Here is a 13,108-nt window from a genome sequence, read left to right as displayed (position 1 = left end):
TATCTGATGAAATGACCCTCATCCCCAACCCTTCTCCCTTAACCAGGGCGAAGGGAGCCTGTTTCGTGCCAGAGAATAAATCGAAGCCGTGGCACGGAGCCGGATGCGTTTCACGGAATGTATCATGTGGATCGATTATCAGCCCGGTCTTGTCTGGGATTCTCGGTCGTCATCATCGTCATAATCGTCATCGGTATGAATTGATCTCGCCGGAAAAACTGACGACCCTCCTGTTTCTTTCCTTATTTGTCTGTCTTCTTTCCGTAGACTACGGATATCGGCTTTAAATGTTGAAGGAATCGGCTCGCTTAATTTGTTTAAACTGCCTTCCGACAGCTTGGCCAATTGACTAATGCTGTCTTTTTTACCAGACAGCCTCTCAAGAAAATTACCTGTAAAGGGAATGTTCTTCGCGTTCATGCTATAAATAACCTGTTCAAGTGCGGGCATTTTTTCCGGGTTGCTTTTTAAATAAGGCAGCTTTTTAATGATGGCCTCATACGCTGCTTCAGGTGCAAAAACGTCACCCAGGGTGTCAAGTAAACTGTTAAATTTTTCTAATGAGTCAGAGTCCATACTCATCAATGTTCTCAGGCAATCATGTTTACTGAGAGGAATGTGTTTCTGTTCCAATACCTTAATGGTTTTACCGAGTTGTGCAACGTTGTCCAGCAAAGGTGAACTGAGATTATCCAGAACAATCGCCAGTCGTTGCGGGCTAACTGTATTCATGGATTTGAGAATACAGTCGACCTGTTCAAGGTGGGCCTTATCAAGTCGCATCAATCTGGCCAGATGATCATGTTTCGTGAGTGGAATATTGTTCTTCTCAAGCAGGCCGATGCAGTTTTTGAGAGCCGACATTTTGTCTGCATTCAAATATTCAGCAAAATCCGTAACCACCTTAATCCGGGCCTTACTCAGCTGTTTTGTATCATTCTCATGGCTGTTTTTTAAAAACATGAGCAGATCATTTGTTTCGACAGGATTATTTTCAATAAGACTTATCAATTGAAAATCACTCAGCGCTCCAGCTTTGTTGACTCGTTTGATATTAGACAGAATGACATTCCTGATGTTCACATCGACCAGATGAGTAGCTGCCCGTTCGCATATCAGATCGTATTTAATGGCCGTCAGACTGCTCTTGTTAAAAAAGCGATTGGCGCGGTTATTAAAAGCGTCCACAAGGTCACTGATGCCTTGAATTTCTTTAGCTGGTCTGCCCATCATGTTTCCCAGCTCCGCGGTAAGGGGCAGTCCGGTTCTGGCCATGCTGGTGATATAGCGGACCAGGGCATCAACCTTACTGTTATCGTCTTCGTCTTCCATGACCAGAGACTCGGCATTTGCGCACAGGGCGTCGAAGCGGCTTTGATTAATATAACCCACATCAACGGAGTTCAGCAGGCCAGACAGCTTGCTGATTCCAAGGCCAGTCAATTCATTTACCCGAGGCAAATTACTGCTCAGAGGCAAAGCGTGCTTATTCAGGGAAGGGATAATGTCAGCCAGAAATTCGCCTTTTACGGCCAGGACTATACCTGTATCCAGCTGTTTAACCATCTCGAAGCGCTGTCTGGTCAGTGGCTCCATGGCCTTGAGCAGAGGTCCATACAACAGAGGTTTATCCATGACTTTTTGAAAATTATCACCCGCGGTCAGTGAAATGTTGCTTTCATGCATTTGTTTCAGACAGTCAATAAGAGCACCATGTTCATTCTCATCGAGAGGCTTAGCAAGAAGTGGAATGCTGTTTATAAGGGTACTAAAGTGTTCGTTAGTCAGTTTAAGCTTAGAAAGTTCAGTCAAAATACTGGCAATGAGATCGAGCTGAGCGGGTGATTTGGACATCAGATTGCTCAGATTATTGTGTTTGCTCAGCGGTATTTTGTGAGCGTGCATCAGCATGATGCAGTCATTCAGTGCCTCTGTTCCAGCAGTATCAAAATCTGGCAGGGCATTAACCACAATGTTGTATCGTGTGCTGTCGAGCTTAAAGCTGTCCAATGTCTTCAGGATGGACAGCAGACTTTTGGCTTTGTCTGCGTTGAACGGCACATGAGACAGCCAGCTCAGGAAGCGGCCACGAATATTTTTGCTGTTATTGTTTAATTCAGGTACATCCGGTAACAGAAGCAGTCTATTCCAGTTTGCCTGCAGCGTCCTGTTTGTCCCCAGATCGATTTCGTCGTTATCATTGAAGAGCGCAAGATAGCGTGTCAGTTCGTCGTTTAAGCCTTCCCGGAGGATTCTAACTTTTACTTTAGCCATTTAATATGCTCCAATGATATCAAAATGCGCAATAAATCGATTTACTGGCTAAATTATAGCTAGATTTGGGCTTTGTTGTCTAGAGCGCCGAAGGATTTAACAATGTGCATAAAGCAGTAGGCTTAGCCTTGGCCCAACAAAGAATATCTCACCAGATCCATTGTTGGGCCAAGGTCCAGCCTACGGCGCAGGCAGCCTCAAATGACAGTCTGCGCCTTGTTCTACAGGGATTTTTTTCTGAGCAAAGAAAGATACCAGCGACGAGGATGCTGGTGACGTAGACGGGACTGCCGTATCACAGGTAGAAGAGGAGGGGGCTGATGGTGCTTGTTTCCTGTTTTTTCTGAAAATACAGTACCATCCTGAAGTACTCTGATGAGGAGCCGGAGTTCCTGTATGTCCACTTGTTTTAAACCAGTTTAGAAAGGGTTCACTAGACAGATGGCTTTTAAAATCAGAACCGGCACAAAGTTGTAACATGAGCAGTTGTTCATATCCTTCATTATAATCAATACCATGCAGGTCCATGGTTTTTTTCATTACGCTGAACAAGTTGAAGTGAGCATATTGTTGCAATGCGGGTAGATCATCGGCATTACGTAAATAACTCATCAGATAATGAGGGGAATTAAAATTGGTACCAAAACCATCAAATAAAGAGCCCCAGAGATTATTGTCAACTATAAAGGTAAGTAAATCGTGTATGGCTGCACCAGGAGGAAGTGTGATTTGTCCTGTGCGAATAAAGTACCGCAGGGCTGCGAATTGAATTCGGTGACTTTCAATTCCATGCAGAGCTGATTCCAGGGCGCGGGAGTCTTCTTTGAATAATTTAAAGCCTGCCGTAATCGTTGTATTTGCTTCTTCCTTGGGTATGAAACCATGAAAACGCGGAACACCTTCGCTTCCATCGGGTTCAGGGAGGTTGTAGCCATCAATATTTTCAAGATCCAGCAGCAATAAATGCATGGCCTGAAACATTTTCTTTTGATGATTAGGTAAGTTGAGCCACCAGTTAAATCCATTAATTCCAGGAGCATTGACGTTAAATAACTGGATTGTTCCGTAAGTACAATGGTAATCAACAGGTACTTTGCAGGGCAATCTTGATGCCAGATTTTGTTCCAGCTCCTTTAAAAACGGCTCAAACAGTTTTTTTGATCCAAAAATCTGCTCTATTTGCACGATAGCCTGCGTAAACCTGCCTGGCTGTGCGTATCTGACATTACTCGCGAATAAATGATAGGAGTCTGCTTTGTATTTAAGTTCTCCAGATTCAGGTTGATCTGGATAATTTACTATATCAAAACAGAGTTTCAGCTCTTTAGCCGATTCGATAAGAGTAGAATAAAAGCCTGATTTTAATAAATGTGCTGCCATTGAACCTGATAATTTGAGACAGGTATGCTTCGCAAATTCTTTAATGGTCTGACTGAGTAAAACATCAATAACACTGCCTGGAGGACATGCAACGTTATAATGTTCCTCTATAGACGCAAAGAGCTCGTCTTTGGACATTTGAAAATCCGCCAGGAGTAAATCTTTTGCCGCCCTGATTGCAATAATCTCATATAAGCTGGCATTTTCTTTAACTATAGTTCCGCATTTATCCAGCCAGACCATATACTTTTTTTGAAGTAAAGCGGGATCAGTTCTGGTAAATTCTGGCAGAATTTTTAAGGAAATCTTGGGCGAATAAGTGCCCCCAGCCAGAAATAACTGAAAATTTTGATCGGCACTGATAAATTGCTCTGTTTGGATAAGAATCTTAAAGATAGTGTACTGTCTGTTACGTATCATATAGGCCATCGCAGCACTTCTAAATATGTTTTTTTCCAGTATTGCCAGTATAAAGCCTGCATGAAAATAAACAGCTGTGTTTCTTTTTTCTTTAAAATCGACGTCACCGGTAGCTGTTTTAATCAGCCCCGATGTCATCTCTGGGTTTTGTTGAAGATAAGTGAAGAATTCACCAATATCTTCTGGTGGCAGGTCAGTTGCCTGCTTTATGTAGTTATGTACTATCGAGTGGTCTGTGTCTGGATAAAAAACTGTAAATCCATTTTCGACCAGTTGAATTAAAATCGCAAGGCCGCGGGGACTGCTCAACAGCAGTTTAACAAGCTGTGCGTGTTGTTCGATGTTTTTTCTTGCGGACGATTCATAGGCAGACGAATTTTTTCCGAAATCGGTTAAACGTTTTGACTGGGATGGATCATAAACCCTTTTGGCAAGCATTTTGTTGATTGTTTCTGTAAGTCTGGCAATCTGATAGGGCTTTACAGCTTTTGGTAAATCAGAAGATGAAGCGGCAGCAGATGAGCCTGGTTCTGATGTTTCTGCGGTGCTGGATTGACTGGCCGCACTCGATGAGTCAGGTGCCTGTTCCAGACTGAACGTTGATTCTTGAGGAGAGAGTCTCAGTTTTTTTGCTTTTTGACGTTTCATTTATGCTCCGATGGGAATTTTTATTTCATTTTTGACTGAAATTGAATAATTGTGATGTATAGAGTCTTAGTGTTCTATCCACATTGAAGCCTGGGGTAGGGTGGGCAAAGAAGCGACAGCGACGTGCCCACCAGACACTGGCTCAGCGCACAAGCATGGTGGGCACGTCGCTATGCTCCTTTGCCCACCCTACCCAGGGTTTGAATGTTGACAAGGCAATGGTGCCCATTATAAGTGCATATTGAAAAATTTGGATCCGTATAAATTACGGTTGTTATTTTCTGTTGTATATGGAGCAAAAAAACGCTAAATGAGTGCCATAACGGACACGTAGCCCGGATTAGCGCCAGCGTAATCCGGGAAATAAATTTTGTCTGGCACAGAGCCTGTTCTGTATTTTTAAAGCTGGAGTTCAGGCATCCTGTTCACTGTCCTCCAGAGCCTCAACGATTTCCATCCACTCTTCCTCAAGCTGTTGCAGCGACTCCTGAATGGTTTTCTGCTCGCTTACCAATTGCTGCAGAGCCTGTTGCTGTCCTGCTTCGTAGAGCGACGGCTCGGCCAGAGCGGTTTCCAGCTGCTGTTTTTTTTCATGCCCTTCTTCCAGCAGCTGTTCCAGCTTTTTCAGTCGATTCTGCAGGGTTTTGCGTTCCCGCCGGGGAGCCTGGCTACTTTGCTGAGTGGCCTTGCCGCCACTGTCCTTATTCATCAGCCAGGTGTAATAATCATCCAGATCGCCTTTAAACTCCTGTACCTGCTGTTGATAGACCAGATAAAAATCATCCACGGCTCCGCGCAGCAGATGACGGTCGTGCGAGATTAAAATCAGAGCGCCTTCGTAGCTTTGCAGGGCCAGCTCGATGGCACCGCGCATATCCAGATCGAGGTGGTTAGTGGGCTCGTCCAACAGTAACAGGTTGGGTTTCTGCCATACCAGCCTGGCCAGAGCCAGACGTGCTTTTTCACCGCCGGAAAAATGAGCGATGCCCTGCATGGCCATGTCGCCAATAAAATTAAAGCCGCCGAGAAAATCACGAATGCTTTGCTCACGTGCATCGGGAGAGAGCGCCTGGATGGTTTGCAGGGGACTGAGTCTAATGTCCAGTTCTTCCAGTTGATGCTGAGCGTAATAACCAATTTTCAGGTTGGTAGCGCGATGCAGATGACCAGACAGAGGTTTCAGGTTGCCAGTCAGGGTTTTTATCAGCGTGGATTTTCCCTCACCATTAGGACCAAGCAGGGCGATGCGATCGCCGGGGCCAAGAATCAGGTTCATCCTTTTTAATATCGGTTTGTCGTTGTCGTATCCACAGAACAGCCTGTCGCAGCGAATTAAAGGGCTGGCTACGCGCGAGCAGGGGAAAAATTCAAAGGAGAAGGGGGAGTCAACCTGTGCCTGTGCCAGCACATCCATATTCGCCAGCTGCTTTAAACGGCTTTGTGCCTGCCTCGCTTTTGAGGCCTTGGCCTTAAAACGCGTCACAAAAGACATCAAATGCGAAATTTTCTGTTGCTGTTTTTCATAGGTCGCCTGCTGCAAAGCCAGTTGCTGCGCACGCGTCTGTTCAAAACGGCTGTAGTTGCCAGTGTAAACACTCGCGTTTTTTTGCTCGATATGCAGAATATGGGTGACAAAGGCATCGAGAAACTCCCGGTCATGCGAGATCAGCAGGATGCTCGCCGGGCTTTGTTTTAACCAGCGTTCCAGCCAGAAAATCGCTTCCATGTCCAGATGGTTGGTCGGTTCGTCCAGCAGAAGCAGGTCGGCCGGACTCATCAGGCAGCGCGCCAGACTGAGGCGCATGCGCCAGCCGCCGGAAAAACTGTTTACCGGATTGTTCTGCTGCGCGGCCTTAAACCCGAGGCCGTCCATGATGGCAGCTGCTTTGGCTGGTTTACTGTACCCGGCGGTCTGGGTTAACTGTTCGTGACAGGCCAGCACGTCGGCATCATTGCCCAGACGCTCGGCTTCGCGCAATCGTTCCTGAAGGTGAGTGTAGTCCTCGTCACCGGCCAGCACAAAATCCAGAGCCGCCTCATCGCTGTCTGGCAGTTGCTGCGATAAGTGACTGATGGTCAGCTGCGGATTAATCTGGCATTCGCCTGTATCGGCCGTCAGCTGCCCCAGGAGCAGACTGAACAGACTCGATTTACCACAGCCATTATGACCAACCAGACCTGTTTTCTGTTTTTCATACAAAGTAAGCGATGCGTTTTCCAGCAATACCTTGTTGCCACGCGAGAGGGTAATGTTGCGAAGAGAAATCATGATGCCTGCACGACGGTTTAATATGGCCGATATGCTAGCACAAGAGTGGGGATCAACCTAAGGACTTTCCCCAGGCCTTAGCGTAATCCGGATGGTGCAGGTTGAGTCTGGCTCCCGGATTACGCTTCGCTAATCCGGGTTACGATACCAGGGTACGGTTTCACCGATTTGTACCGGGATATGGTTTGGAAAAATACACCTGATTTTATTTTCCTTATGATATAATGCCCAGATTTTAGGTTGTTTTAACAATGAACAAGCAAGACTTTTACTTCGATCTTCCCCCCGATCTAATCGCACAATACCCACTGGAGAAGCGCAGCGACTCGCGTCTTCTCTGTTACGATCGACGCAGCGGAACCTCAACGCACCGGCAGTTCCGCGATTTACCCGGATTGCTGCAGCCCGGAGATTTGCTGGTCATGAACAACAGCCGCGTAATCCCTGCCCGTTTTTATGGCACCAAGCAGAGCGGGGGGCGGGTAGAGTTTCTGATTGAGCGTCTTCTCGATGATCGCTCCTTTCTGGCGCATATCAAAGCCAGCAAAACGCCGCGTGCCAATTCACTGATCTTTCTTGAGAAAGGCTGGCAGGTACGGATTGTCAGCAAAATAGATGATTTGTACCATTGCCAGACCGACGCTGACGTTGACAGTCTGCTGGCTGACGTTGGCCATATCCCACTGCCACCCTATATTGACAGGCAGGACGAACAGATGGACCAGGAGCGTTATCAAACGGTTTACGCCAGGCACAAGGGCTCCGTCGCCGCTCCCACTGCCGGTCTGCATTTTGATGATGAGATCCTCAATCAATTAGAGGACAACGGCGTGCAACTGGCATACACAACCCTGCATGTCGGGGCAGGAACCTTTCGCCCCGTGCGCACGGAACGCGTGACAGATCACGTGATGCACTCCGAGCAGTACACTATCAGCGAAGAGCTCTGCGAGGCAGTGCAGCGGGCCAGGGCTGAAAAACGACGTGTCATAGCGGTTGGCACAACGGCTATGCGCAGCCTCGAAAGTGCCGCCGCTCTGGGTGAATTAAAACCCTGCCGTGGTGATACCAACATCTTTATTTATCCCGGTTATCAATTTAAACTCTGCGACGGCCTGATAACCAATTTTCATTTACCCGAATCGACCCTGTTGATGCTGGTATCTGCCTTTATTGGTCATCCGCAGGCCATGGCCCTCTACCAGGAAGCCATCGCGCAGCGTTACCGCTTTTTCAGTTACGGCGACGCCAGTCTGTTATTATAAGGAGTTGTCAGCATGTCATCGGAAAACACGGTATACGGTTTTGTTCCCATCCTCTCCAGCCAGGAGGGCAGTTGCCTGAGCATGGCCAACTGGGAAGAGGCCGGTGTTCGCGCCGTTTCTTACCGACTGGAAGATTTGCTGATGAAACCCGGCCAGGAGATGCTGGCCGGGCTGGACGGTATTCGCCGTTACGCACCCTGGCCTGGCTTGATTATCCTCAACGCGAGTCAGCTAAAGCCCAATCGCGAAGGTGTGTTTCGCTTTCGTTCGGTTTATGATGGCGCGTGGATCCGTCTGGATATTCCAGCCCTGTTCCAGCTCATCGTGCAATTAAAACCAGACCGCATCATTTTGCCTGAGGGCAGTGCGGCCTGGAATCAGACCGTATGGAAAAATCTGCCTGCTTCAATCGTACCTTACTGGCATGCCAGCGACAGTCTGTCAGCGGGAGAAGAAGATGCCGCCGCTGGTTTTGCGGCCAGAGTCTGGCCCGATGCCGCGCTTATCCAGGATAAAATCGATACAGAAGACAAGGCCGTTTACATTCAGGCAGACATCACAGACCCTATGGCACTGAGGCCGCATACCTTTCTTGAATCAGACTCTCCGGCCCGCGCTGGCGCAGCCGGTCTTGTCTACAGTCAGGACGGAACCTTTTCCGTACTGGATCCGGCCATGGAGCAGGCATTCCAGCTGCTTGACCGCGATTGCACGTGCCCAACCTGTAAACAACAGTTTACTCGTGCCTATCTTCACCATCTTTTACAGCATACCCCCTTGCTTGCTCAACGATTTATCGTGCAGCATAACGCCAGTTTTGTACAACAGAGACTGAACCCTTCCCCCGGCATGAAAAATTAGCCCCAGCTTCATTTACGCAGGGAGTAAATCCCGATATGATGTCTCGCTGTCCTGTCATGCCGACGCGCTACGCGGGGCCAGGACATCGCTCTGATGCGATACGGTGTCAGGTGATATGCTGCCTGCAGGCAGTATAAAACACGTTTCTGAGGAGAGTTAACATGGGTTTTTTCGTGAGTGATGCCATGGCTGCTGCCACGGTGCCTGCCGGTCAGGCAGATGGCACGTTTTCATTGGTTATGATTGTGGCCATTTTTGTTTTGTTTTATTTCATGTTGATACGGCCACAGAATAAACGAGCCAAAGAACATCGTTTACTGATCAGTAATCTCAAAAAAGGCGATGAAGTAGTTACCTCGTCTGGTATCGTGGGAAAGGTGGTTGATTTGAATGAGCAATTCATCAAAGTAAACCTGGCTGAGGGAGTTGATATCAGCATGCAGCGCAGCGCTGTAAGCGCCGTATTGCCCAAAGGCACCATTAAATCCCTTTAAGGTTTTAGCGCTGGGACAAGGATTATGCAGAATAAATACCCACTTTGGAAAAATCTTGCCCTGATCATCGTTGTGGTGATTGGGTTCATTTATGCGGTGCCCAATTTATACAGTGAAGATCCTGCCGTGCAGATTTCTTCCCAGTCATCAATGGATTCCGGACAGTTAAAACAGCAGGTCGAAGACGTTCTCAGGGAGGCCGGACTAAGCTATGCCTCGATGAGCGCCAGCGGTGATAATCTTGAGGTTCGATTCACATCGACCGATACGCAGTTGCTGGCACAGGACGCTATCAAGAACGCTCTGGGCAAAGACTTCACGGTCGCGCTTAACTTCGCGCCTTCTACTCCAGCCTGGCTGAGCCGTATAGGCGCTGAGCCCATGAAGCAGGGTCTTGACCTGCGTGGTGGCGTGCATCTGCTGCTTGAAGTCGATGTGGACAGCGTAGTTGCCAGACGATATGAAGGCATGATGAAAAACATCGGTCAGGATCTGCGTGAAAACGGTATACGTTACGCAGGTATTCGTTTTCTGGCTGACAAAGGCATCACCATCCGTTTCCGTACCAGCGATATCATGGACACGGCTCTGGATAAAATGAAGGAAAGCTTCCCTGATCTGGTTTACACCAAATCAAAAGAGAACAGCACCGTGACCATTGCCTTGTCCTCAAACGAGCTGAACACCATTCGTCAGAATACCATTGAGCAGACCATGAGTATTCTGCGTAACCGTGTTAATGAGCTGGGCGTGGCAGAAGCGGTCGTACAGCAGCAGGGTGCTACCCGGGTGGCCGTTGATTTGCCCGGCATTCAGGACGCCGCCCGCGCGCAGCAGATTCTCGGTGGAACCGCTACGCTGCAGTTCTATCTGGTTGATCAGGAAAACGATGCTCAGATAGCCAAGCAGACCGGTGCCGTGCCGGTTAACAGTAAGCTGTACACCATGGACGGCCATCCCATTCTGCTGAAGCGTCAGGTGGTTCTCAATGGTGACTCCATTACCAGTGCCGTGTCCAGTTTCGATCAGCAGACAGCAACACCTGCGGTCTCCATTCAACTGGGGGGCGGGGGCGAAGCGCTGTTTACCAAGGTCACACGTGACAACATTGGTAAGCGTATGGCCATTGTATTTGTTGAAAGCAAATCTTCAATTGAAACGGTCAATAATGTCAGCAAGCGAGTCACACGTCGCGAAGAGCGGGTGATTTCAGCGCCTGTGATTCAAAATGCCCTGGGTAATAATTTCCAGATTACCGGCCTGGCCGACAGTAAGGAAGCCAGTAACCTGGCGCTGCTGCTGCGTGCCGGTGCCTTGCCTGCGGTCATTTATCCTGTTGAGGAGCGCACCGTTGGTCCGTCGCTCGGTAAGGAAAATATCAAGCGCGGCATGGTCTCTCTGGCGGTGGGCATGGGGCTTATTCTTGTGCTGATGCTGGCTTACTATCGACTCTTTGGTCTGGTGGCCAATATTGCTCTGTTCCTTAACCTGATCCTGCTCAGCGCCTTGCTGTCGCTGATTGGTGTAACGCTGACCCTGCCAGGTATCGCGGCCTTCGTGCTGACGGTTGGTATGGCGGTAGATGCCAACGTCCTGATTTACGAGCGGATCCGGGAGGAGCTGCGCAGTGGCATGTCGCCACAGGCTGCCATTCATGCCGGTTATGACAGAGCATTTGCGACCATTATAGATGCGAACGTCACTACCCTGATTGTGGGTATTGTTCTGTTCGCCATTGGTACCGGACCCATACGCGGCTTCGCCGTAATTTTATCGCTGGGTCTTATGACGTCCATGCTGACCAGCGTTACCTACACGCGCGCCATTGTGAACTGGTTATACGGTGGACGTAACGTTACTAAATTATCTATTGGTATTTGAGGCGAGGCTTAGATGGAATTTTTTAATCCAAATTCAAATGTGGACTTCATGGGGGCGAGAAAATGGACTGCTTTTTTCTCCGCACTCGTTTTCATCGTGTCCATCGGCGCCCTGTTGGTCAATGGCCTGAAATGGGGCCTCGATTTTACCGGCGGTACGCAAATCGAGGTCAGTTTCCCTCAGGCGGCTGATCTGCCCCTGATTCGGGAAAACCTCTACCAGGCGGGTTTCAAGGAAGCTCAGGTTATCAGTTACGGAACATCGCGTGACGTACTCATCAGTATTGCTCCCCGCGAGGATATGGAACAAAACCTGATGGTAAACAAGGTAATGGAGCAGATGCCTGGCGGGGTGAAGCAGCGTGTAGACTTTGTGGGACCACAGGTAGGTGAGGAGCTGGCCACCAAAGGTGCGCTGGCTATCCTTGTGTCCCTGCTGGCGACGATGATTTACATCGCCATGCGCTTTGAATACCGTCTGGCTGTCAGCTCGGCCGTGGCTCTGGTTCACGATCCGGTTCTCATTCTCGGTGTGTTTGCCATGTTTGGTCTTGAGTTTGATTTGAAAGCCCTGGCTGGTCTACTGGCGGTTATTGGCTACTCTCTTAATGATACAATCGTGGTTTTCGACAGGGTGAGGGAGAATTTCATTAAAATCCGTCGCTCAACGCCGCTGGAAATCATGAATATTTCCATTAACCAGACGCTTTCACGAACCATCATGACCTCGCTGCTGACGCTTTTTGTGGTTGTGGCGCTGTTCATCTATGGCGGTGAAACCATACGTGGATTTTCCCTGGCCTTGATTATCGGGATCGTTATCGGAACCTATTCGTCTATTTATGTAGCCGGAGCGCTGGCTGTGGTCATGGGGCTCGATAAAAAGGATTTTCTGCCATCACAGCGCAAGGAAATCGACGACCGCCCCTGACGCAGGAAAATTATGGCCTGAAAACTGAGAAATGTGAAATAAACAATTGCTTTTTCAGGCTGGCTGACATACAATTAAGTGCTACTAAAATATAAATTTTATTAGTACAGCTATAAGCTAAATCGAAAACAGTAAAATATAGGAAACAAAATGTCAGATAAAATTCGCGGTACAGTCAAATGGTTTAACGAAGGTAAAGGTTTTGGCTTTATCGAAAGCAGTGGCAAAGATTACTTTGTTCACTTCAGTGCAATTCAAGGTGGCGGTTTCAAAACGCTGGCTGAAGGCGCAAGCGTTATGTTCAAAGCAAGCCAAGGTCAAAAAGGACCACAAGCTGAAGAAGTTGAAGTTGTCTAAATTCTTTTTGGTTGCATTGCGTGCAATGTAACTCTCATAAAAGCATTATCGTTATATGTTGGGTTTGGCTTAGCAAAGCCCAACAATCCTTTTTGAATAGCAGCAAATCTATCTTAAATTATTCCCAGCAACGTGTATTAGCGTCTCAAATGTTACAAATCCTTAATTTCAAATAATTCACAAAAAAACACCCAATCTCTTATCTGCCAGTCAACCCTGACGGACGATTGACTCTTTTGTATTGAATAAATTCATTCATGATCTTGCCTTGCATCCATGACCAGCCAGTGTCTTGTCAAGATTAAATACAGGGGTAGGGTGGGCAAAGG

9 protein-coding genes are annotated in these 13,108 nt (G+C 47.9%); 6 read left to right on the top strand and 3 right to left on the bottom strand.

Going from position 1 to position 13,108, the window contains the following annotated elements; all coding sequences use genetic code 11:
* Positions 1–138 precede the first annotated feature (138 nt).
* The 3 genes from ACQUTA_RS12835 to ACQUTA_RS12825 form a co-directional block, all read right to left on the bottom strand.
* Entirely contained in the window at positions 139–2,274 is a 2,136-nt protein-coding gene (locus tag ACQUTA_RS12835; RefSeq protein ID WP_444988664.1) for a hypothetical protein, read from the bottom strand.
* A gap of 180 nt (positions 2,275–2,454) precedes the next feature.
* Positions 2,455–4,722, bottom strand: a complete 2,268-nt coding sequence (locus ACQUTA_RS12830; RefSeq protein ID WP_444988663.1) for a hypothetical protein — start codon at positions 4,720–4,722, stop codon at positions 2,455–2,457.
* A gap of 412 nt (positions 4,723–5,134) precedes the next feature.
* Positions 5,135–6,991 carry an ABC-F family ATP-binding cassette domain-containing protein gene (locus ACQUTA_RS12825; RefSeq protein WP_444988662.1) on the bottom strand — a complete coding sequence of 619 codons (1,857 nt, stop codon included), beginning with the start codon at positions 6,989–6,991 and terminating at the stop codon, positions 5,135–5,137.
* A gap of 251 nt (positions 6,992–7,242) precedes the next feature.
* Here ACQUTA_RS12825 and queA point away from each other — a divergent pair, with 251 nt between their 5' ends.
* From queA to ACQUTA_RS12795, 6 genes are all read left to right on the top strand, one after another.
* A complete protein-coding gene (gene queA, locus ACQUTA_RS12820) occupies positions 7,243–8,256 on the top strand; it encodes a tRNA preQ1(34) S-adenosylmethionine ribosyltransferase-isomerase QueA (RefSeq protein ID WP_444988661.1) in 1,014 nt (337 codons plus the stop codon).
* Positions 8,257–8,268: 12 nt separating this feature from the next.
* Positions 8,269–9,117, top strand: coding sequence for a queuine tRNA-ribosyltransferase (locus ACQUTA_RS12815; RefSeq protein ID WP_444988660.1), 849 nt, complete (start codon positions 8,269–8,271; stop codon positions 9,115–9,117).
* Between the two features lie 161 nt (positions 9,118–9,278).
* Complete coding sequence (gene yajC, locus ACQUTA_RS12810; protein ID WP_444988659.1) at positions 9,279–9,611, top strand: preprotein translocase subunit YajC; 333 nt, start codon at positions 9,279–9,281, stop codon at positions 9,609–9,611.
* Positions 9,612–9,635: 24 nt separating this feature from the next.
* Positions 9,636–11,492 (top strand): protein translocase subunit SecD, encoded by a 1,857-nt coding sequence (gene secD / locus ACQUTA_RS12805; protein ID WP_444988658.1) that lies wholly within the window; start codon positions 9,636–9,638, stop codon positions 11,490–11,492.
* A gap of 12 nt (positions 11,493–11,504) precedes the next feature.
* Positions 11,505–12,422, top strand: coding sequence for a protein translocase subunit SecF (gene secF, locus ACQUTA_RS12800; protein WP_444988657.1), 918 nt, complete (start codon positions 11,505–11,507; stop codon positions 12,420–12,422).
* Positions 12,423–12,572: 150 nt separating this feature from the next.
* Positions 12,573–12,779 carry a cold-shock protein gene (locus tag ACQUTA_RS12795; protein WP_444988656.1) on the top strand — a complete coding sequence of 69 codons (207 nt, stop codon included), beginning with the start codon at positions 12,573–12,575 and terminating at the stop codon, positions 12,777–12,779.
* Positions 12,780–13,108: the final 329 nt, after the last annotated feature.

It is taken from the genome of Legionella navarrensis (assembly GCF_052527415.1).
The sequence above is the reverse complement of the archived record's forward strand: the minus strand, read 5'-3'. Positions and strand labels throughout refer to the sequence as shown.